The organism is Rhizobium sp. BK212 (assembly GCF_014197475.1).
In the GTDB taxonomy this organism is placed as follows: Bacteria; Pseudomonadota; Alphaproteobacteria; order Rhizobiales; family Rhizobiaceae; genus Rhizobium; species Rhizobium anhuiense.
This window is the reverse complement of sequence record NZ_JACIFS010000013.1, coordinates 61,543-81,918: the sequence shown is the minus strand read 5'-3', so window position 1 is coordinate 81,918 and position 20,376 is coordinate 61,543. Positions and strand designations below refer to the sequence as shown.

20 protein-coding genes and 1 riboswitch are annotated in these 20,376 nt (G+C 59.5%); of the genes, 11 read left to right on the top strand and 9 right to left on the bottom strand.

What is annotated here, in order from left to right:
* Positions 1-71: 71 nt before the first annotated feature.
* The gene (locus FHT79_RS29495) at positions 72-1,046 is read right to left on the bottom strand and encodes an alpha/beta hydrolase (protein WP_132573572.1); all 975 of its coding nucleotides are present in this window, start codon (positions 1,044-1,046) and stop codon (positions 72-74) included.
* Between the two features lie 431 nt (positions 1,047-1,477).
* On the opposite strand from FHT79_RS29495, the gene FHT79_RS32525 reads away from it, so the two are divergent.
* From FHT79_RS32525 to FHT79_RS29475, 4 genes are all read left to right on the top strand, one after another.
* Entirely contained in the window at positions 1,478-3,385 is a 1,908-nt protein-coding gene (locus FHT79_RS32525) for a PAS domain-containing sensor histidine kinase (RefSeq protein ID WP_028757556.1), read from the top strand.
* Positions 3,375-3,998, top strand: a complete 624-nt coding sequence (locus FHT79_RS29485) for a response regulator (RefSeq protein WP_028757555.1) — start codon at positions 3,375-3,377, stop codon at positions 3,996-3,998. Before FHT79_RS32525 ends, FHT79_RS29485 begins: the two co-directional genes overlap by 11 nt.
* A gap of 150 nt (positions 3,999-4,148) precedes the next feature.
* Positions 4,149-4,403: a plasmid stabilization protein gene (locus tag FHT79_RS29480; RefSeq protein ID WP_097544240.1), complete on the top strand. Its 255-nt coding sequence runs from the start codon at positions 4,149-4,151 to the stop codon at positions 4,401-4,403.
* A complete protein-coding gene (locus tag FHT79_RS29475) occupies positions 4,400-4,819 on the top strand; it encodes a type II toxin-antitoxin system VapC family toxin (RefSeq protein WP_097544206.1) in 420 nt (139 codons plus the stop codon). Before FHT79_RS29480 ends, FHT79_RS29475 begins: the two co-directional genes overlap by 4 nt.
* Positions 4,820-4,903: 84 nt before the next feature.
* Here FHT79_RS29475 and FHT79_RS29470 read toward each other — a convergent pair whose 3' ends face one another.
* Entirely contained in the window at positions 4,904-5,737 is an 834-nt protein-coding gene (locus tag FHT79_RS29470) for an AraC family transcriptional regulator (protein WP_127430154.1), read from the bottom strand.
* 292 nt (positions 5,738-6,029) lie between these two features.
* On the opposite strand from FHT79_RS29470, the gene FHT79_RS29465 reads away from it, so the two are divergent.
* Positions 6,030-6,935 carry an AraC family transcriptional regulator gene (locus FHT79_RS29465; RefSeq protein ID WP_244604755.1) on the top strand — a complete coding sequence of 302 codons (906 nt, stop codon included), beginning with the start codon at positions 6,030-6,032 and terminating at the stop codon, positions 6,933-6,935.
* A 130-nt stretch (positions 6,936-7,065) separates the two neighbouring features.
* Here the strand turns inward: FHT79_RS29465 and FHT79_RS29460 are convergent, their stop codons facing one another.
* The 7 genes from FHT79_RS29460 to FHT79_RS29430 form a co-directional block, all read right to left on the bottom strand.
* Positions 7,066-8,046, bottom strand: coding sequence for an alpha/beta hydrolase (locus FHT79_RS29460; protein ID WP_097544207.1), 981 nt, complete (start codon positions 8,044-8,046; stop codon positions 7,066-7,068).
* Positions 8,047-8,113: 67 nt separating this feature from the next.
* Positions 8,114-9,712 carry an MFS transporter gene (locus FHT79_RS29455; RefSeq protein ID WP_097631633.1) on the bottom strand — a complete coding sequence of 533 codons (1,599 nt, stop codon included), beginning with the start codon at positions 9,710-9,712 and terminating at the stop codon, positions 8,114-8,116.
* Positions 9,709-10,152, bottom strand: a complete 444-nt coding sequence (locus FHT79_RS29450) for a DoxX family protein (RefSeq protein ID WP_097631640.1) — start codon at positions 10,150-10,152, stop codon at positions 9,709-9,711. The genes FHT79_RS29455 and FHT79_RS29450 overlap by 4 nt, the downstream gene beginning before the upstream one ends.
* A gap of 181 nt (positions 10,153-10,333) precedes the next feature.
* A complete protein-coding gene (locus tag FHT79_RS29445) occupies positions 10,334-12,316 on the bottom strand; it encodes an amidohydrolase (RefSeq protein ID WP_127430007.1) in 1,983 nt (660 codons plus the stop codon).
* Positions 12,316-12,597 (bottom strand): XapX domain-containing protein, encoded by a 282-nt coding sequence (locus FHT79_RS29440; RefSeq protein ID WP_097544210.1) that lies wholly within the window; start codon positions 12,595-12,597, stop codon positions 12,316-12,318. Before FHT79_RS29440 ends, FHT79_RS29445 begins: the two co-directional genes overlap by 1 nt.
* Before the next feature lie 71 nt (positions 12,598-12,668).
* On the bottom strand, positions 12,669-13,358 hold the full coding sequence (locus FHT79_RS29435) for a hydrolase (protein ID WP_097544211.1): 690 nt from the start codon (positions 13,356-13,358) through the stop codon (positions 12,669-12,671).
* A 95-nt stretch (positions 13,359-13,453) separates the two neighbouring features.
* On the bottom strand, positions 13,454-14,386 hold the full coding sequence (locus FHT79_RS29430) for a ring-cleaving dioxygenase (protein WP_097596371.1): 933 nt from the start codon (positions 14,384-14,386) through the stop codon (positions 13,454-13,456).
* A gap of 120 nt (positions 14,387-14,506) precedes the next feature.
* On the opposite strand from FHT79_RS29430, the gene FHT79_RS29425 reads away from it, so the two are divergent.
* The 6 genes from FHT79_RS29425 (at position 14,507) to FHT79_RS29400 (ending at position 20,274) form a co-directional block, all read left to right on the top strand.
* Positions 14,507-15,406, top strand: a complete 900-nt coding sequence (locus FHT79_RS29425) for a LysR family transcriptional regulator (RefSeq protein ID WP_097596370.1) — start codon at positions 14,507-14,509, stop codon at positions 15,404-15,406.
* 262 nt (positions 15,407-15,668) lie between these two features.
* Positions 15,669-15,800: riboswitch (TPP riboswitch) on the top strand.
* Between the two features lie 92 nt (positions 15,801-15,892).
* On the top strand, positions 15,893-17,716 hold the full coding sequence (gene thiC / locus FHT79_RS29420) for a phosphomethylpyrimidine synthase ThiC (protein ID WP_097596369.1): 1,824 nt from the start codon (positions 15,893-15,895) through the stop codon (positions 17,714-17,716).
* Positions 17,716-18,693 (top strand): glycine oxidase ThiO, encoded by a 978-nt coding sequence (gene thiO, locus FHT79_RS29415; RefSeq protein ID WP_183904610.1) that lies wholly within the window; start codon positions 17,716-17,718, stop codon positions 18,691-18,693. The genes thiC and thiO overlap by 1 nt, the downstream gene beginning before the upstream one ends.
* Positions 18,694-18,697: 4 nt before the next feature.
* Positions 18,698-18,895: a sulfur carrier protein ThiS gene (gene thiS, locus FHT79_RS29410; protein WP_018245349.1), complete on the top strand. Its 198-nt coding sequence runs from the start codon at positions 18,698-18,700 to the stop codon at positions 18,893-18,895.
* Positions 18,896-18,898: 3 nt separating this feature from the next.
* Positions 18,899-19,672 (top strand): thiazole synthase, encoded by a 774-nt coding sequence (locus tag FHT79_RS29405; protein WP_097544216.1) that lies wholly within the window; start codon positions 18,899-18,901, stop codon positions 19,670-19,672.
* Positions 19,669-20,274 carry a thiamine phosphate synthase gene (locus tag FHT79_RS29400; RefSeq protein ID WP_132573568.1) on the top strand — a complete coding sequence of 202 codons (606 nt, stop codon included), beginning with the start codon at positions 19,669-19,671 and terminating at the stop codon, positions 20,272-20,274. Before FHT79_RS29405 ends, FHT79_RS29400 begins: the two co-directional genes overlap by 4 nt.
* Positions 20,275-20,376: the final 102 nt, after the last annotated feature.

Here is a 20,376-nt window from a genome sequence, read left to right as displayed (position 1 = left end):
ACGGCTTTTCAGCGGTGCGACCTCGACTTGACGGAAACCTTCGCCACACCGCCGGCAACCATGCCTGATCGTCACTTCTTTGCGACGCGGCGATCCAGGAAATCGTTGATTAGCGGAGCAGCGACGTCCAACTTTTCTTCGAGCAGGAAGTGACCTGAGTTCAGGATATGAAGTTCGGCATCCGGAAGATCCTTGAGATAAGGATGAGCGCCGGCCTCAGGAAAGATGTAATCATTCTTGCCCCAGACGATGAGCGTGGGCGGCTTGCGCTCACGAAAGAAACTTTGGAACGCGGGGTAAAGCGGAACGTTGGTGCGATAATCATACAACATGTCGAGCTGGATATCCTTATTGCCAGGTCGGTCCAGAAGAGCCTGGTCGTGAACCCAGTTGTCAGGGCTGATGCGCGACACGTCTTCCATGCCATCGGTATACTGGAACTTGGTCGTTTCGAGCGTGACCAGACCGGAGAGCGCCCCGCGGCTCTTCTCCGACCCATCGGACCAATAGGTCTTGATGGGATCCCAGAATTCCTTCAGCCCTTCATCATAGGCGTTGCCGTTCTGGATGATCAGCGCACTCACCCGTTCCGGATGTTTCAGCGCCAGGCGGTAACCCACCGGTGCACCATAATCCATGACGTACATTGCGTAGCTTTTGACCGCCAAATGGTCGAGTAACTTGTCTACGATATCGGCGACGCCGCCAAACGTGTAGGCAAACTTACCACGGTCGGGAGACGCGCTTTGGCCATAACCGGGATAGTCCGGCGCGATGACGTGGTATCGGTCTGCAAGAAGCGGGATCAGATTCCGGAACATGTGGGAGGACGTCGGAAACCCATGGAGTAGCAGCACGACCGGAGCGTCGGCCGGGCCAGCTTCCCGGTAGAAGATATCGAGGCCCTCGATCTTTGCGGTTCGGTAGTGGATGGGAACCGGAGCTTCGCGAAGCTCCGCCGTGGCGTGCGCAGGAAGTGCGCTTACCATTGTTGCCGTGGCCATGCTGGCGGTCGCCAACATCAGGCACATGATCAAACTACGCATGATAGTCTCCCCATAGGTCGAGATGAAACGAAAGTTGGTTTCGAGTAAGGGCTGCTTTGGGCCGTTCGGGTCGCGATAAACCACGTCACCGAATGCTGTTGCATCAGTCAGGAAATGGCAGTGATGCAGAATTCCAATGCACGTAGATGTTTGAGTGAGGGCAACGACGGATCAGCCGACGTCGCCATTCGTCAAGGGCTTCTATGCGTAGGAGTAAGCGGGTTTCTGATCGCTCTCAATTGCGATCTAGGTCGCCTGCAACTAGACGGTGGCATTGCAACCATAGACCTTCGTATATCGATTTGTCCTTACGCAACACCTGGAAATCCCGTAACTATTTCCGTCGGACGATCGGCCACCCTTCTCTACTTCCTGACATGAGTCGGAACTTCTAGGCTCGCGAACGTCTCAAACTCTGAACGGAGAGTGCGGTGGAACGAGAGCCGGAAACCGATCCCATTATTGATCTAATCCCCGCCATGGTGTGGTCCGCAACGTCGGAAGGCATGCTCGATTTTGCCAACCAGCATTTTCTCGAGTTCATCGGGGCGCCGCTTGAGGAAATCTCCGGAGTGGGATTCTACAAGCTATTTCATCCTGACGACACGTCACATCTCGCTTCGGAATGGCATGACATCATGGCCTCGAAGCATGCCAGGGAGGTCGTGGGCAGACTGAGGCGCGCAGATGGCCAATATCGTTGGTGCACGCTCCGCCAGAAGCCGCGGCTCGATGCAGAAGGAAATGTCCTGAGATGGTACGGTGTGGTCCTCGATATCGAGGACCGCAAACAGGCCGAAAACGCATTGAAGGAAACGAAGACTGCGCTCGCGGCCAGCGAAGAGAACCTCAGCCTCATCATCAATTCGCTGCCGGTTCTCGTATGGTCAGCGCGACCGGATGGCAGCGCCGATTTTGTCAATAAAAGCTGGCTGGACTATGCGGGTCGTCCTGCCGACCAAATCCTCGGCTGGGGCTTCCTGGACCTTTATCATCCAGACGATATTCCCGGCATGGTGGACATCTGGAAGAGAGACCTCGAGCATTCCGACCACACTGTTTTGAAAGGACGTATTCGCGGAGCAGACGGCAAATACCGTTGGTTTTACTTCTCCGGACGCAAGCTAGTCGACGCCAACGGCGTCGTTCGTTGGTTCGGCGTCAATATCGATATCGAAGACCTGCAATATGCGGAGAACGCTCTTCGACAAAGCGAAGCTGCGCTCAGGGAAAGTGAACACAAGCTCAATCTAATCATCAACACGATACCCGCAATGGCTTGGTCGTGTACCTCGGATGGCCGGCTTGAATATTTTAATCGAAACTTGATCGATTATGTCGGCCTGCCTTTTGAAGAGATCGTCGGCTTCGGTTTTTATCGCATGTTTCATCCTGATGATGTCGAGCCGATGCGTATGGCCTGGGACGATATCGTAGCTTCAAAAAAAAGTCGTCCGGTAGACGCCCGCATCAGACGCGCCGATGGCGAATATCGGTGGTTCAACCTACGGCAAAGCCCCCTTCTGGATCCAGATGGAAACGTTGTCAGATGGTACGGCGTCGTCGTGGATATCGAGGATCGCAAACGGGCGGAAGAGTCCTTGCGACAAAGCCAGAGCGAACTCGCGCATGTGACCCGGATGACGGCAACAGGTGAACTTGCCGTTTCAATTGCCCATGAAGTCAACCAGCCGCTGATGGCAATCGTCACGAATGCGGGCACATGTCTGCGATGGCTACAGCCGGGTCACACCGATCTGGAGCAAGCGCGGCTGGCAGCCGAAAGGATCGTCAGGGACGGGCATCGCGCCGGCGACATTATCACCAGTATCCGGGCAATGGCACAAAAGCTGCCTGCGAAAATTGAGCAAACCGACCTCCGACCTGCCGTGCGCGAGGTGCTGAATCTGTTGACTGGCGAACTTCAAAGGCGCGGGATAGACGTTGTTCTTGATATGGCGGAAGTGCCTATTGAAGTCGTAGGAGACCGGACACAACTGCAGCAAGTCGTTCTAAACTTGATCATGAATAGCGCGGAAGCGATGGCAGCTTCTTGCGAGGCACGACGCATCGTCATCCGATGTACTATAGATGAGGAACTTGTGAAAATGAGTGTTTCGGACACGGGGCGCGGGGTAGCTGTTCACCAGTTGGAGCGCGTTTTCGAAGCATTCTACAGCACGAAGGCCGAAGGCATCGGAATGGGCTTGTCGATATGCCGTTCCATCGTCGAAGCGCATGGCGGCCGGATTTGGGCTACGGCTGCGGAGAACGGGGGAGGGGGACAGTTCACGTTTACCTTGCCTCTGGCAGAGGGCGTGAGCGTCCATGATAGATGATCGCAAAAGAGGCCGGCCGACAGTCATTATCATCGATGACGACCAAAGTGTCCGCGAAGCATTGAGAGGATTGTTCGAGTCTGTCGGACTTGTGGCTGAAACCCATTGCTCTGTGGCCGAGTTTCTTGCTGTGGATGATCCTGATCGTGCAGGCTGCATTGTACTGGATATCCGCTTGCCAGGTCAGAGCGGCCTGGAGTTCCAAGAGGCGCTCGCAAGAGGCGGGCGCCCAAGGTCTGTGGTGCTGATCAGCGCTCATGTGGACGTCGCGATGGCTGTCCGCGCCATGAAGGCCGGAGCTATCGATGTGCTTACCAAGCCAGTGCGGGAGCAGGACCTGCTCGAAGCGGTGAACCGCGCCTTGGCAAGCGATAGCGCTCGCCGGGAAGAGGCAAGCCAAACGGCTGCATTGCGCCAAAGGTATTCCAAACTTACCGACCGTGAGCGGCAGATTATGACACTGGTTGTCGCCGGGAAGCTGAACAAACAAATTGCGGCTGAAGTTCAGCTCGCTGAGGCCACCGTGAAGCTTCACCGCGGTCACATGATGCGAAAAATGCATGCATCGTCAGTTGCAGATCTGGTCAGGATCGCGGGCATTCTGGAGGTGTGAAAGCAGCTCTTGGAGGAGCGGGCTTCGATCCCTTTCAATCCGCTATCGACGTGGACCGATATCGTTCTTGCCCATTTCAAATCCCTTGAAATCTGGCATCGTTCTGCGTACTTTGATATCAAAGTCATCGTTCGTACGGAGGTGATATCAGTGCCGGCGGTCACCATTCGAAATCTTTCTGACGAAACACATCGTGCTCTGCGGGTGCGAGCGGCACATCATGGCCGCAGCACCGAGGCCGAGATCCGTGACATTATCGAAGCCGCTGTCCGTCCCTCTGAACGCGTGAAGCTAGGTTCCTTACTGGCAGCTATTGGCCGTGAAGCTGAGCTTTCCAATCTGGATGTCGAAGCGCTTCAGAATAATCGCGATGACACTCCTGCTGTACCGATGCCCTTCGAATGATCTTGTTGGACACCAACGTCTTATCCGAACCGTGGAAACCGGCTCCCGATGAGCGAGTGGTCGCCTGGCTAGATGCCCAAGCCATCGAGACGCTGTTTCTTTCCGTAATGACGATTGCTGAACTTCGCTTCGGGATTGCGGCCATGCCGCTAGGGAAGCGACAAACCATCCTTCACGATCGACTTGAGGGCGAAGTGTTGCCGCATTTTTCCGAGCGCATCCTGTCCTTCAATCTGGCGAGTTCGCAGTTCTACTCGGAACTGATGGTGCGCGCGCGAGTCTCTGGGAGGACTATCGGCACGTCTGATGGCTACATTGCAGCTACAGCAGCAGCGAACGGCCTCGCGGTCGCAACTCGCGATACAAGCCCGTTCGAGGCTGCCGGGTTGAAAGTGATTAATCCCTGGGCCCGATAACGATAGTCTGAATCCACCTATGGTTGGTTCACTTCGCTTCAAGTGCTTCCGGTTCGACGAATCTTCCAAGAGGGCTGGTCTGGATCAGGCGTTACGCCGCCAATTGCCAGGCGTGGTGCCGACCATAGCTGCAAAGACGCGCGTGAAATGGCTTTGGTCCGCGAAGCCGCAGGCGATGGCCACTTCGGCGAGTGGAGTGTCCAAGTTCCGCAGGAGGTTGCGGGCCCGGTCTATTCGCTCCCGTAGGACCCATTGATAGGGCGTCATGCCAGTCGTCTCGCGAAAGGCACGAATGAAATAGCCGCGCGACAGGTTGCAGACCTGGGCAACCTCTGAAATCGACACGTTGCCGTCGAGGTTTTCGAGAAACAGGCTTTTTGCCAGATCCTCATGCGCACGCGAAAGGCTACCCGTCCTGTTGCAGGCTTTCGCGGGCCGGCCTCCGTAGCGCTGAACGAGGTAGGTGCCGATGGCAGTCGCCATCTGGTCGACGAACAGCGCGTTCGCCTCGTCTGGCTTTTCCAGTGCCGGGATCAGCGCCCGAGCGAGATTGGCAAGTACGATATCTTTTGATGCAGTTTCAGCTGATAGCGACGTCACGCCGGGCATTTCAGCATCATCGGCGATTTTGGCGAGGGACGCCGGCGAAATTTCAAACAACACGAAATCGAAAGGACCGCGGAGATCCGCCTTGTAGGCGTTCGAGAGATCGCGAATATAGATCGAGTTGTCGGCAAATTCGTGGAAAGTCGCATGATGTTCGTGGAAGATGCGCCGCGTGTGGCCACCGAGCGAGGAAACCCCGACCACGAAACCTCGGTCGCTCGCCGGCGTCATGACCTGATCGAGTTTCGTGTTGTCTGTCGCCTTCCGAAAGATATCGATGTCTGAACCAGGTAGGCTTTGGTTGACCGACAACTGCTTCAACGAGCACCCGAACCCGTCAGTCGAGTTTCCAGTGGAAGATGGGTGGCGGAGGGGGAGAACTTGGACCACGACGCACTTCTTTCATTTTTTAAACACGCGAACACCGGACCTGCCAGCCTTGGCAGCTTTCTAAACCATGTCTACCTCATAATAATTTGCAAAATCTGCCCCGCGAGGATCCTTTTATTCAAGATGGACAGTCGAGACCCGTGTAGGAAAATATCAAGCGCGGCATCTCGTCGGTAGGGCTATATAGTCCCCAGTCAGGATGATCGAGACACATATGAGTGAAGCGTTGACGGTCAGTGAGAAAATTGCGGCGTGTTTTGGGATCAATGCCGCAAGGGCGCTGGCGATCAGGCCTCTTTACGAAGAAACGCTTACTGTCGTCCATCTCGAGCACTCCTATGACAACAGCGAACATACAGTCTTACTGCCGGCCGATGATGCTTTTCTGGTCGTGCTCTATCTCGTCGACGTCGATCATTGTGACATCCTGCCGGACGGGGCACGGACGCCTCTGAAGACCTATTCCAGAGGTTCCATGTGTCTCATCAGTCTGAGGAATGGCGCGGCAATTTCGGTTCGTGGCCGCTTCGAAGCGCTCGCATTTCATATCCCAAGCGCGCTGTTCATCGAGCTCGCCGAGGAAGCCGGCGAGCCGCGTATCGATGACCTTACAACCTGCCGCGGGATTGACGATCAGGTGGTCCGCAACATAGGCGGTGCGCTGATGCCGATGTTCGACATGCCGGACGAGGTCAGGGACACACTGCTTCCTCATATAGGATTAGCGCTAAGCGCCCATCTTGCGCATCGTTACGGACGGTCTCCCATCCAGCACCTTTCAGGCACCGGTCAACTGTCTCCGCTTCAGGAAAAGCGTATCAAGGCGTACATCGCCGCGAACCTGTCGGGCGGCACGCCGGTGGATAAGATCGCCGAAGCGTGCGGGTTTTCAGTCGATGCGCTCTGTTCCGGATTTTTGCGCACGACCGGGCAGTCCGTTTCGGAATGGATTGCGTCATATCGAATGAGCAGAGCCCAGTCGCGGCTGAGCAGAACCGGTGAAACGATTGCCCAGATCGCTGAAGAGTGCGGGTTTCCGAATGAAGATGAATTCGTCGCAAGCTTCACGAAGGCCGAGGGAGTGCCTCCCGCAGCGTGGCGCTTGCGCAACCGGCACTGACAAAAAGCCATCGAGCAGCACTGCGCTTGAGCGAAGAATCAGAAAAGGAAACGCACGGTGACCCACTATAGGCCGAGCTTCTGCAGCCGGATCCGGGTGCGGCGAAAATGGCCCCACCCGGACGGTCCGATTAAGCCTGGATAAATGCCAGGAGGTCGGCGTTCAGGACGTCGGCATGCGTTGTCAGCATGCCATGCGGATAACCCTGATAGACCTTCAGGGTGCCGTTTTGCACGAGCTTGACGGATAGCTTGCCGGCGTTGTCGATCGGCACGACCTGGTCGTCGTCGCCGTGCATGACGAGGGTCGGAACAGTGATTGCCTTCAGGTCGTCGGTCTGGTCGGTCTCGGAGAAGGCCTTGATCCCATCGTAATGGGCCTTGGCGCTGCCCATCATGCCCTGTCGCCACCAATTCTGAATGACCCCGGGATAAACCTTGGCGTCGGGACGGTTGAAGCCGTAGAACGGACCGGTGGGGAAATCGACGAACAGCTGTGCGCGGTTCTCGGCTACCCCCTTGCGAATGCCGTCGAAGACCTCCATCGGAAGGCCGCCCGGATTTGTCTCGGTCTTGAGCATCAAGGGCGGAACGGCTGAAACCAGGACGGCCTTGGCGACGCGGCCGGCCGGCTGGCCGTATTTTGCCACATAGCGAGCAACTTCGCCGCCGCCGGTTGAATGGCCGATATGAACGGCGTTCTTCAGGTCAAGCGCTTCAACCACGGCGAATGCGTCGGCAGCGTAGTGATCCATGTCGTGACCGTCGGAAACCTGTGCAGAACGACCGTGGCCTCGGCGGTCATGGGCGACGACGCGGTAACCCTTTGCCAGGAAGAATAGCATCTGTGCATCCCAATCGTCCGACGAGAGCGGCCAGCCATGGTGGAAGACGATCGGCTGGGCATCCTTCGCACCCCAATCCTTGTAGAAGATTTCGACGCCGTCCTTGGTGGTGATGTAGCCCATTCTATTGTCTCCTTCGACTGGGGTGGGGGTGGAAGAAATGTTGGCGGCAAACCCGAAAGATGTGGGAAGTGCCATGGTAGCTGCGGCGGCAGCTCCGGACAGCAAGGCGCTGCGGCGGGTGATGGAGGGGAAGTTCTCGGTCATTTCGCGTACCGTTGTCCTTTCAAGGCAATGATTTGCGGGCAGCGGTGGATGCCGGTCTGCCGCGTTGTTAGGCGGCTCTCGGCCGGTTGATTGTCAGGAAATGCCGCACGACCGGCTTGTCCGTCCCTGAGTGATAGGCGAGGAGGTGGGCTTGCAGGTCGGCATCGGCATTGGAAACCCTCTTGTGCTGGCGAAGATGCTCGGCCCAGGATTCGACCATGAACCATTCGACAATCTTTTGCGGATCGGCGGAGTCCTCCGTCACCCCCCATCCGTAGGCGCCGTCCCGCCGCCGCTCGTGAGACATCTCATCCAGCGCATGCAGGAAGGCTGCGCGATGATGTTTTTCGACAAGGTATTCTATCAGGATCAGAACAGGTCCACGGTCATGGGCCACAGGCTCGGCGACCAAGGGTTCTGGCCAGTGATTGGAGGGCACCATATCCGCGTCGCCGGCCGGCAGCTTCAAGCGATGCATGACGAAGCCCGCAACGATCAGTCCCACCGCGCCAATCAGCAGCGCTCCCGGCACCCCGGCAGCTTCACCAACGGCACCCCAGCCAAGGCTACCTGCCGTCATCGCGCCATTGAAGACGGTGAGATAGACCGCCAGGCCGCGACCGCGGACCCAGTTCGGAAGCACGGCCTGCGCTGCGCCGTTCAGGGTGGTCAGGGCAGTGATCCACGCGCCCCCGAGAAAGAGCAGGACGATGATGGCAACCGATTTTGGCGGTGAGAGCGACAAAGCGGCCATGACGAGTGCCGTGATAACAGCGGCACCGAGAAGCAGGCCATCGGCATTGAAGCGTTCGCGCAGTTTAGGCATGATCAATGCGCCGCCGATCGCGCCAGCGCCGACAGCGCCAAGCAGGATGCCGTAGAAGCCTGCGTCACCACCGAGCAATTGTCGGGCGACGAGCGGCAGGAGTGCCCAGATGGCACTGGCAAAGGCAAAGAAGATCGCCGCGCGCAAAAGGACGACATGCAAGGGTCTGCTGGCGCGGGTATAGCGCAGGCCCGCACGGAACGCGCCGAAGAAGCCTTCAGCCAGCGCATCATTGGTGTTCTTTGCCCGCGGCCACCAGACGAGCGCCGCGATGACGACGAGATAGCTCGCAACGTCCGCGCCATAAGTGATGCCGGCGCCGAAGGCGGCAAGGAGCAGGCCGCCGGCAGCGGGCCCAATCGACCGGGCGATATTGATGCCGAGCGAATTGAGCGCGACGGCGCTCTTGACGTCCTCTCTCTTCACCAGTTCCGGCACGATAGCTTGCCAGGTCGGTCCCATTAACGCGGCGCCGATACCACCAAGGAAGGTCAGGCCGATCAGCGCACTGACTGAAAGCATGCCGGTATTTGCCAGGATCATGAGGCTTACGCTGACCGACGCGAGCAGGATTTGCACGGCAATCAGGAACCTGCGGCGATCGAGAATATCGGTGAGCACACCCGCAGGTATTGCCAGAAGGAAGATCGGCAGGGTTCCGGCCGCCTGCACCAGCGCGACGGCGGCCGGCGAGGCCGACAGGTCGGTCATCAGCCAGGAACTGGCGACATCACGCATGAAGCTGCCGGTATTTCCGAGGACGGTTGCAGCCCAAAGAACTGCAAAGACTGGCTGCGCAAGGGGAGCAAAGCTGCCCCCGGAGGATTTGAGAGTGCTCATTTGCAAGCTCCCTTGGTCAGATCGTTTGCGGCGACAATGATGAAGGCGCCAGCCAGCCCCAGATGTTCGAAGAAGGCGTTGGTTGCCATGATGCGATCCATTCCCAGGGGCATTTCCCAGAACCGGAGGGCGATAAGGGTGGCAAAGAGCGTGAAGCCGGCGAGCGCCAGCGCTGCCAGCCAACGCAGGAAACCGGACAGGATCATCGCGGAGGCCGTGAGTTCGAACACGATCACGGCGACCGCGAAGAAGGCAGCCGGATGAAGGCCGAAATGCTCCATCTCGCCGATTGCACTCTGGAAGTCGAAGAGCTTGGTCAGCGGCCCCTGGATATAGGCCGCGCACAGGGCAAGCAGCGCAAAGGTTCGGGTGACGGGTGCGGCAACGATCCCGGCAATACGCGGGCGCCAGCTTTTGGTGGAGAGAATGTCGTTCGTCATGTCGGTTCCTGCAATGTTGGCCGCTCCGGCCATGCGGCGGCGTTGTTTCCATCTGATGGAACGATATTGGCCGCAAAGATTAGCGCCAACAATTGCATCAAAAATTGAGATTCTCTTGCGATATTCGCAACAGTCTGCGGGGCAGCGACCTGATGCTGCCCCATGGAAGACATTGGAAAAATCACACAGCCCAACAGGCACAACCAAGCGCGCCGAAGAAGCCCTTGAGATCGGCGATCGGCAGTTTCGATGTCCAGGCACCGGCGTGGTCGTGACCGTGGACGTTGCAGGAAGTGGCGCAACCGCATGTCGAGATCGCAGTCCGGCGCAAGGAATTCATGCCGGCGCCTTGCGGTTCGCCCCATGCCGCATAGCCGCCGAATGTGCGAACGGGTGACCAGTCCGGCATGGCGGGCGGGACATCGTTCTCGTCCAGCCCCGAGAATTCGCCCGCAGCGTAGACGATCTTGCCGCCGACCATGGTCAACTGCGAGGTGAGGTACGAGATCTCGTCTTCCGCGCAGGAGAAGAAGTCCTTGTCCGGGACGACGACGTCGGCGAACTGGCCGTTTTCGATCCGCCCCTTCTTGCCTTCCTCGTTGGAGAACCAGGTGACCTTCTCCGTCCACATGCGCAGTGCCGTCTCGCGATCGAGGCAGTTGGCGCGCGGGTAAAGTTGCATCCCGCCAACCGTCTTTCCGGTCACCATCCAGGCAAGGGAAACCCATGGATTATAGGAGGCGACACGGGTCGCATCGGTCCCTGCCGAGACGTTGACACCCTTCTCGAGCATGCGCCTGATCGGTGGCGTGGCCTCTGCGACGCCATGGCCGTAGCGCTCCACGAAATATTCGCCCTGATAGGCCATGCGGTGCTGGGTGGCGATGCCGCCGCCGAGCGCCGCGATGCGGTCGATCGAACGATCCGAGATCGTCTCGGCATGGTCGAAGAACCAGTTGAGACCTTCGAGCGGAATGTCCTTGTTGACCTTCTCGAAAACGTCGAGCGAACGGGAGATGGTCTCGTCGTAGGTGGCGTGAAGCCGCCAAGGCCAGCGGTTTTCGGCCAACACCCGAACGACGTCCTCCAGTTCGCCCTCCATTTCCGGCGCCATTTCGGGCCGTGGCTGGCGGAAGTCCTCGAAGTCAGCCGCGGAGAAGACCAGCATTTCGCCAGCGCCGTTGTGGCGGAAGTAGTCATTGCCCTGCTTGTATTTGACCGACTGCGTCCAGTTGAGGAAATCCTGCTTCTCTTCCTTCGGCTTCTGCGTGAACAGGTTGTAGGCCAGACGCACCGTCAGTTGATCCTCACCCGAAAGCTTCTGGATCACCGCATAATCGTCCGGATAGTTCTGGAAACCGCCGCCGGCGTCGATCACGCCGGTAATGCCCAGCCGGTTGAGTTCGCGCATGAAATGGCGGGTGGAGTTGACCTGGTATTCGAACGGAAGCTTCGGCCCCTTCGACAAGGTCGAATAGAGAATGCCAGCATTCGGCTTGGCGAGCAGAAGGCCGGTCGGATTGCCGTTGGCATCGCGGGTGATCTCGCCGCCAGGAGGGTTCGGTGTATCTCTGCCATAGCCGACGGCGCGGAGCGCTGCGCCGTTCAGCAGCGCGCGGTCATAGAGATGGAGCAGGAAGACCGGGGTATCGGGCGCGATGGCGTTGATCTCGTCGATCGTCGGCAGGCGCTTCTCCGCAAACTGGTGTTCGGTAAAACCACCGACCACGCGAACCCATTGCGGAGCCGGCGTGATCGCCACCTGTCGCTTCAGCATGTCCATCGCATCGGCAAGCGACCGGACACCATCCCAGCGGAGTTCCATGTTGAAGTTGAGGCCGCCGCGCACGACGTGGGTGTGGTTGTCGATCAGACCGGGCAGCATGCGCTTGCCTTTCAGGTCGATGATCTTCGTATCCGGTCCGGCGAGCGTCATCACCTCGCTGTCGGTTCCCACCTCCAGAAACACGCCGTCCTTGACGGCGACGGCGGTGGCGTTCGGATTTGCGCGATCAAGCGTCGTGATCAGTCCGTTGTGAAGAACGATATCGGCGTGCATGGAAGCAGCTCCCGTCTTGATGGGATCGGCGGCGTTCGCCGGTGAAAAAAGATTTGAAAAGGCAAAGCTCGACGCTGCGCCCAGGAATGTGCGGCGCGTGGTCATCAGCTTTTCCCCGACGTCGGATCTTCACGAGGCAGGGTCAGGTTTGTGCCGCCCTTCGGAAGGTGCCCGAACATGTGCGGCTTGACCTGGTGAAGCCAGGAGACGGCGGCGGGCTCGCGTGCCCAGATGCTTTTTGCCAAGGGCACCAGCTGCTCACCGACGAGGATGCCGAGCAGGCCGATGAGGGCGACAACGGGCGGGGCGGGCGAACGGACATTGAGCAGGCTGTATATTACGCCCACCAACAGGCCGGCACCGAGGGACAGCAGATAGATTTTCATCGCGGATCACCTTCGCTTGGAGAGAAGCAGTTCACCCCGGCTGGCGACCGCCTGCCGGGGTGATGACGGTTTTACTTCGCAGGGTTCGGGCCGATCCGCTTGCCATGGCGGACCCGCTCGGCGCCGCCGTGAACGTGAGTGACCGCATAGTCGATACCCATGCCGTAGGCGCCGGAATGCTCCTTCACCAGCGACGTGACCGCGTCATAGGTTTCCTTGCGTGCCCAGTCGCGCTGCCATTCAAGCAGGACCTGCTGCCAGGTGACCGGAACGACACCCGCCTGCACCATGCGGTCCATTGCATATTTGTGCGCGTCGAGCGACGTGCCGCCGGACGCATCGGCGACCATGTAGATCTCATAGTCTGTGTCGTTCATGCAGGAGAGCGCAAAGGTCGTGTTGCAAACCTCCGTCCAGAGGCCGGCGACGACGATCTTCTTGCGGCCATCGGCGGCATTCTTGGCAAGCGCGTCGCGGACGTTCTGGTCGTCCCAGGAATTCATCGAGGTGCGCTCAAGGATATCATTGTCCGGGACGACGGCGAGCAGTTCCGGGAAAGTGTTGCCCGAGAAGCTGTCGGTCTCGACGGTGGTGATGGTGGTCGGGATGTTGAAGATCCTGGCAGCCTTGGCCAGACCGACGACGTTGTTCTTCAAGACCTGGCGGTCGATCGATTGGACGCCGAAGGCCATCTGCGGCTGCTGGTCGATGAAGATGATCTGACTGTTCTGCGGGGTTAGGACCTGAAGCTTGCTGGACATCTCGTGTCTTCCTTTGACTGGGTTGAAGCTAGGTAATGGGGCAGGAAAGGCGGCACGTCTTGAAAGTTATGCCGCCTTATTGTTGGAAAGCGACGTCAGGCGGCGAGCGGTGTCAGCCCGGCCTCGATCTGGTCACGATAAGGCTCGTAGCGAGCCGGCAGTTTCAAAGCCTCGCCGAGGTGTGCCGTGTCTTCGTCGCGGTCGAAACCGGGTTCGTTGGTGGCGATTTCGAACAGGACGCCGCCGGGTGTCCGGAAGTAGATCGCCCAGAAGTAATCGCGGTCGATGACAGGCGTCACCTGGTATCCTGTATCCATCAGGGCCTTGCGGACTTCGAGCTGCTTTGCGCGGTTCTCGACGGCGAAAGCGATGTGATGCACGGAACCCGCGCCCTGCCTTGCGAAAGGCGTTTTCGGAAGGACTTCGAGGTCGATCGTGTCGGCACCATTGCCGCCGGGGATGATGAAGCGGGTGACGTCACCATCCGTTTCAGTGCGCTGGTAGCCCATGAAACCGAGCAGTTCGGACGTGGCAGCGGCGTCATGCAGGCGGAATCTGGCACCGGTGAAGCCGTGGATGCCGACGCTTTCGTCGATGCCGGCGCCAGTCCAGGCCTTTCGGCCATCGGTTTCGGTTTCGACAAGGGCAAACCCTTCGCCGTCCGGCCCTTTGAACAGGAGGCGGGGAGCGCCAAAGGCAGTGTCAGTCTGCAGACTGCCGGTTCCCTTTGCCGATAAGCGATCCTGCCAGAAGGACAACGAGCCCTTGGGCACCGCGAACTGTGTGTCACTGACTTCGCCGACGCCGGGACGGCCGCGCATCACGTCGGGAAACGGGAAGTAGGTCATGACGGAGCCGGGGGTACCGGCCTCATCACCGTAATAGAGGTGGTAGACGTTGGGATCGTCGAAATTTACGGTCTTCTTGACGCGGCGCAGGCCAAGCGTGCCCGTGAAGAACGCGTTGTTCTGACGGGCATCCGATGCCATCGACGTGATGTGATGCAGTCCCTTGATATCCTTGATCATGATCCTCGCCCTTCCGCGGCTGTGTTGGTTTGTCTGGTGTGATTGAAAATCTACGTCCGTTGATCAGGCGTGGAAATTGCAATAATAGTTGTCAGTGAATTGCCATTGGTGAAATAATCGATGAACGACTACAAGCTGCTCCGAACCTTCCTGCTGGCTGCCGAGAAGCGGAGCTTCGCGCAGGTCGCGCGCGAGCTCGATATGACGCCCGCAGCCGTCACCCGGGCGATTGCGGCCCTGGAAGAAGATCTGGGCGTGCAACTCTTCGTGCGCACCACGCGCCAAGTGTCGCTGACGACGGATGGCGCGATCTTCGCCGCCCAGATACAGCCGGCGGTGCAGGCGCTCGACAACGCGCGCAAGGACGTGATGAATTCCCACAAGGCGGATCATGGCCGCCTTCGCATCAGCGCGCCGACCTGGTTCGGCCAGCAGGTCCTGCCGCCCATCCTCTCGGCATTCAGGGAGCGCTATCCCAAGATCAGCTTCGAAATCTCGCTCGCCGATGGACTCGTCGACATCATCGACGACGATTATGATCTGGCGATCCGCATTTCCGCGGCACCTTCGGACAAGTTCACGATCTGGCGCAAGATCAGCGTCGTGCGCCGTATCCTCGTCGCAGCGCCCGGCAGCCGGTTTTGCGACATGAAGCACCCGAACGAGCTCATTCCCGACGATTGCCTGGCCTATAGCGGCGAAAGCAAACGGGAGACCTGGTCACTGTCGGACGGCAGTGGCAGCGCCACGATTTCTGCAGGCCGTGCATTCAGCGCCAATAGCGGAGAGGTGCTGGCGAGCATGGCGGCCGACGGCGTCGGGGTCACCATGCTGCCCAAGTTCCATGTCGCCGAGCATCTGCGGACCGGACGGCTCGTCCACGTCCTGCGGGACTGGTCGCCGCCAGACTTATGGCTGACCCTGTACTACCCCCCGTACCAGGCCCTGCCGCCGCGCATCGCCTCCTTCTCGAAGTTCTTCGAGCAACAGATCCCGGCGTTCCTCTCGGCGATCGAATGAGCTTTGCCGATAAAGCAGGTGCGGTTGCTCCAACGAGGTCTTTCGAAAAGGAATTTGCAGAATCTTAGGCGGCGCACCAAGGGGCTTCCGGTCCATCTCGGTGGCCGGTCGCTCGATCCCGTTCAAGGCGACAATTTGGAAGTTCGGCGACATCTTCTCCCAATCCAGTCATCTGCCCGGCTTCCACATCAAAATACGCCCAAGAGCCGGACGACGGAAGGTCTGTGGTTGACACGAACTCGGCCCAGGACATAGTCTTTGCGACATTCACCAGGGGGGTCCCGGCAAGGGGCTGAGATACTGCTGGACAATATGGCTTTGCCTGTTGTGGCGCAGTGACCCGTTGAACCTGATCCAGTTCATACTGGCGTAGGGACGGTGCAAGCGCTCGAAGGCTTCGGATTCCCGCGTGGATTACATGCCGGCGTCTTTCCATCATTCCGGCTGATTGACTGGGTCTCCAATTGCAACTTGGAGCCTCAAACCATGACCATTGCCGCAAAGAACGTCACACCCACCGTCACCACCGGCCCGCTACCGGCCTCGCGGAAAATCTACATCCCCGGAGATATGTACTCCGACATCCGCGTGCCGATGCGCGAGATCAGCGTCCATCCGACATCGGGAGAGCCGCCCGTCGTCGTCTATGATTGCTCCGGCCCTTACACTGTCGAGGGCGCCGATATCCGTATCGAGCAGGGCTTGTCACAGTTCCGTCGCGGCTGGGTGATCGCCCGCGGAGATGTCGAGGCCTATGAAGGCCGCCATGTGCGTCCCGAAGACAACGGCTTTGTCAGCGGCGAACGGCTGACACCGGAATTTCCGGCCAAGCGCCAGCCGCTGCGGGCGAGGGGCGACAAGGCCGTAACCCAACTCGCCTATGCACGCGCCGGCATCATCACTCCGGAAATGGAATTCATCGCTATCCGCGAAAATCTCGGCCGCAAGGCACAGGCGGAGGCCATGAGCCGCGATGGCGAAAGCTTCGGCGCCCATATTCCCGATCATGTGAGCCCGGAATTCGTCCGCCAGGAGGTCGCCGCCGGCCGGGCGATCATTCCCGCCAACATCAATCATCCGGAAAGCGAGCCGATGATCATCGGCCGGAACTTCCTGGTGAAGATCAATGCCAATATCGGCAATTCCGCCGTCACCTCCTCCATGGCGGAGGAAGTCGAGAAGATGGTCTGGGCGATCCGCTGGGGTGCCGACACGGTCATGGACCTGTCGACCGGCCGCAACATCCACAATATCCGCGAATGGATCATCCGCAATTCGCCGGTACCGATCGGCACCGTGCCGCTCTACCAGGCACTCGAAAAGGTGAACGGCATTGCCGAGGACCTCACCTGGGAGGTCTATCGCGATACGCTGATCGAACAGGCCGAGCAGGGCGTCGATTACTTCACCATCCATGCGGGCGTGCGGCTTGCCTATATCCCGCTGACCGTCAATCGCGTCACCGGCATCGTTTCTCGCGGCGGCTCGATCATGGCCAAGTGGTGTCTGCACCACCACCGGGAGAGTTTTCTCTACGAGCATTTCGAGGAGATCTGCGACATCTGCCGCGCTTACGACGTTTCCTTCTCGCTCGGTGATGGCCTGCGGCCAGGCTCGATTGCCGATGCCAACGATGCGGCGCAGTTCGCAGAACTGGAAACGCTCGGCGCGTTAACGAAAATCGCCTGGGCGAAGGATTGCCAAGTGATGATCGAAGGTCCCGGCCATGTGCCGATGCACAAGATCAAGGAAAACATGGACAAGCAGCTCGCGGTCTGCGGCGAGGCGCCCTTTTATACGCTCGGGCCGCTGACCACCGATATCGCGCCGGGCTATGACCACATCACGTCCGGCATCGGGGCTGCGATGATCGGCTGGTTCGGCACTGCCATGCTCTGCTACGTGACGCCCAAGGAACATCTCGGCCTGCCGGACCGCAACGACGTCAAGGTGGGCGTCATCACCTATAAGATCGCGGCACATGCCGCCGATCTGGCCAAGGGTCATCCGGCGGCGCGGGTGCGCGACGATGCGTTGTCGCGCGCCCGTTTCGAGTTCCGATGGGAGGACCAGTTCAACCTCTCGCTCGATCCGGAAACTGCCCGTTCCTTCCACGACGAAACGCTGCCGAAGGAGGCGCATAAGGTGGCGCATTTCTGCTCCATGTGCGGTCCGAAATTCTGCTCGATGCGGATTTCGCACGATATCCGCGCCGAAGCGCAGAAGGAAGGGCTGGAAGCGATGGCGGCGAAATATCGGGAGGGTGGCGACCTGTACATGCCGATCGAAAACCTTCCGGGTAACGCATAATGTCTACGTTTCTCGTCAAAGGGGCCGGCGTTGCCGGCCTCGCGGCAGCCCATGAGCTCGTCAGGCGGGGCTTTTCGGTCGAGGTGATCGAAAAGGCCGGCGCGGCGGGACTTGGCGCCTCGCACTTTGCTGGAGGAATGCTCGCGCCCTATTGCGAACGGGAAGCGGCCGAAGAGATTGTCCTGACATTGGGCCTGGGCGCGGCCGGATGGTGGGAGGAGGCCGTGCCCGGCGAGGTTCGTCGCCGCGGTACTCTCGTCGTGGCGCAGCCGCGCGACCTTCCCGATCTCGTCCGGTTTGCCGCGCGCACCACCGGTCATGTCTGGATCGATCGCAAGGGTGTGGCCGACCTCGAGCCTGCACTAGCCGGCCGCTTCGAAAAGGCTCTTTTCTTCGAGCAGGAAGCGCATCTCGATCCACGCCGCGCACTGGCCAGACTAGCCGGCACGCTCCGCGAGCGTGGCGTCGTCTTCCATTTCGGCGGATGCCAGCCGCAGGACCGGCGGTTTGCCGGCGTGCTCGATTGCACCGGGCCGGCGGCGATACCGCGACTTTCCGGCCTGCGCGGCGTGCGAGGCGAAATGCTCTATCTGGAAACTGCGGATATTACCCTTTCCAGGCCGGTCAGGATGCTGCATCCCCGCCATCCGATCTACATCGTGCCCCGCGACGATCACCGTTTCATGGTCGGGGCGACGATGATCGAGGCTGACGATGACGGACCGATTACCGCGCGTTCGCTCATGGAATTCCTGAACGCGGCCTATGCGCTGCATCCGGCGTTTGGCGAGGCACGCGTTGTCGAGACCGGGACTGGCATACGTCCGGCGTTTGCCGACAACATTCCGCAAGTCATCGAGACGGAGGAGGGGCTCGCGATCGCCGGCATGCATCGGCATGGCTTCCTGCTGGCGCCCGCCATGGCGGTGCGGGCCGCCGATATTCTCCTCCAGCGGCATTCACTTCTGAAAGGCTAACCTCATGAAACTGATAATCAATGGCGAAACCCAGGTCTGCGAGGCCGTAACCCTGGCCGAACTCCTTCATGTTCTGGAATACGAGGGCGACTGGCTGGCAACCGCCGTCAACGGAGATCTCGTGCATCGCGAGGACCGAGCCGATCACCGGCTCGACGATGGTGACCGTATCGAAATCCTGTCCCCGATGCAGGGAGGTTGATCCATGCTTTCTCTTTATGATGCTGCATTGTCTTCGCGACTTCTGCTCGGTACCGCGCGTTATCCGTCGCCGGCCGTCCTTGCCGAGGCGGTCAGCCGGTCCGGCGCGGAGATCGTCACGGTCTCGCTTCGCCGCGAAACGGCCGGCGGAAAGACGGGTGGAGCCTTCTTCGAACTCATCCGCCAGCTCGCGGTCCGCGTCCTGCCAAATACCGCGGGATGTCACAGCGCGTCGGAAGCGATCCTGACCGCCAAGATGGCGCGTGAGATATTCGGTACCGACTGGATCAAGCTCGAGGTGATCGGCCATCACGACAGTCTCCAGCCGGATGTGTTCGAACTGGTCGAAGCCGCACGCATTCTTTGTGCGGAAGGGTTTTGCGTATTTCCCTATACGACGGACGATCTGGTGGTGGGTGAAAAGCTGGTCTCCGTCGGATGCCGGGTCTTGATGCCCTGGTGCGCGCCGATCGGTTCTGCGGCCGGTCCGCGCAACCCTTCCGCGCTCACCGCCATGCGGAGCGCCTTTCCGGACATACCGCTGATCGTGGATGCGGGGATCGGGAGACCGTCGCATGCGGCAACAGTGATGGAATTCGGCTACGACGCGGTGCTGCTCAACACGGCGGTCGCCGTCGCAGGCGATCCGCCTGCCATGGCTGAGGCGTTTGGCAAGGCGATCGAGGCCGGAAGGCTCGCTTATCTTTCCGGCATGCTGGAGCCACGCGACATGGCGGTACCGTCCACCCCGGTTGTCGGAAAGGGCGTTTTCGCATGAGACTTGATCCCTTCTATCTCATTGTCGACAGTTCCAAATGGATCGAACGTCTCGTGCCGCTGGGCGTCAAACTGGTGCAACTGCGGGTGAAGGATCGCCCGGACGAAATCCTGCGCCAGGAAATCCGGCGTTCGAAGGCCGTTTGCGCAGCGGCGAAGTGCCAGCTGGTTGTCAACGACTACTGGAAACTGGCGATCGAGGAGGGATGCGATTTCATCCATCTTGGCCAGGAGGATCTTGGGGAAGCCGACCTTGATGCCATTCGCAGCGCCGGCCTGAAATTCGGCCTTTCCACACATAACGCGTCAGAGCTCGAAACGGCGTTGGCTGCGAGGCCCGACTATGTGGCGCTCGGTCCGGTCTATCCCACCATTCTCAAGCAGATGAAATGGGCGCCGCAAGGCCTGGAACGGATCACAGACTGGAAGAGGCGTGTCGCGCCGTTGCCGCTGGTGGCGATCGGCGGGTTGAATGTCGACAGGCTACAGGGCGTATTCGACGCGCGCGCCGACACCGCGGCCGTTGTCACCGACATTACCTTGAACGTCGATCCAGAAGCGCGGACGCGCGAATGGATCGAACGCACGGCACCGTGGCGTTAGGGAGGTGCCGCCACGCGATGCGAGCTTTTGGAAGGATATACAAGTAGATAGCATCCCTAGTGCTAATGTATCTCTTCACTGGCGGGTAGTAAAATGCTCTAC

What these genes read in the sequence shown, in the direction of transcription:
- FHT79_RS29440 (WP_097544210.1), bottom strand. Translation starts at nt 12,597, where the DNA reads ATGAAAATCTATCTGCTGTCCCTCGGTGCCGGCCTGTTGGTGGGCGTA.
- FHT79_RS29475 (WP_097544206.1), top strand. Translation starts at nt 4,400, where the DNA reads ATGATCTTGTTGGACACCAACGTCTTATCCGAACCGTGGAAACCGGCT.
- FHT79_RS29430 (WP_097596371.1), bottom strand. Translation starts at nt 14,386, where the DNA reads ATGATCAAGGATATCAAGGGACTGCATCACATCACGTCGATGGCATCG.
- thiO (WP_183904610.1), top strand. Translation starts at nt 17,716, where the DNA reads ATGTCTACGTTTCTCGTCAAAGGGGCCGGCGTTGCCGGCCTCGCGGCA.
- FHT79_RS29495 (WP_132573572.1), bottom strand. Translation starts at nt 1,046, where the DNA reads ATGCGTAGTTTGATCATGTGCCTGATGTTGGCGACCGCCAGCATGGCC.
- thiS (WP_018245349.1), top strand. Translation starts at nt 18,698, where the DNA reads ATGAAACTGATAATCAATGGCGAAACCCAGGTCTGCGAGGCCGTAACC.
- FHT79_RS29425 (WP_097596370.1), top strand. Translation starts at nt 14,507, where the DNA reads ATGAACGACTACAAGCTGCTCCGAACCTTCCTGCTGGCTGCCGAGAAG.
- FHT79_RS29435 (WP_097544211.1), bottom strand. Translation starts at nt 13,358, where the DNA reads ATGTCCAGCAAGCTTCAGGTCCTAACCCCGCAGAACAGTCAGATCATC.
- FHT79_RS29460 (WP_097544207.1), bottom strand. Translation starts at nt 8,046, where the DNA reads ATGACCGAGAACTTCCCCTCCATCACCCGCCGCAGCGCCTTGCTGTCC.
- thiC (WP_097596369.1), top strand. Translation starts at nt 15,893, where the DNA reads ATGACCATTGCCGCAAAGAACGTCACACCCACCGTCACCACCGGCCCG.
- FHT79_RS29455 (WP_097631633.1), bottom strand. Translation starts at nt 9,712, where the DNA reads ATGAGCACTCTCAAATCCTCCGGGGGCAGCTTTGCTCCCCTTGCGCAG.
- FHT79_RS29465 (WP_244604755.1), top strand. Translation starts at nt 6,030, where the DNA reads ATGAGTGAAGCGTTGACGGTCAGTGAGAAAATTGCGGCGTGTTTTGGG.
- FHT79_RS29405 (WP_097544216.1), top strand. Translation starts at nt 18,899, where the DNA reads ATGCTTTCTCTTTATGATGCTGCATTGTCTTCGCGACTTCTGCTCGGT.
- FHT79_RS29485 (WP_028757555.1), top strand. Translation starts at nt 3,375, where the DNA reads ATGATAGATGATCGCAAAAGAGGCCGGCCGACAGTCATTATCATCGAT.
- FHT79_RS29445 (WP_127430007.1), bottom strand. Translation starts at nt 12,316, where the DNA reads ATGACCACGCGCCGCACATTCCTGGGCGCAGCGTCGAGCTTTGCCTTT.
- FHT79_RS29450 (WP_097631640.1), bottom strand. Translation starts at nt 10,152, where the DNA reads ATGACGAACGACATTCTCTCCACCAAAAGCTGGCGCCCGCGTATTGCC.
- FHT79_RS29400 (WP_132573568.1), top strand. Translation starts at nt 19,669, where the DNA reads ATGAGACTTGATCCCTTCTATCTCATTGTCGACAGTTCCAAATGGATC.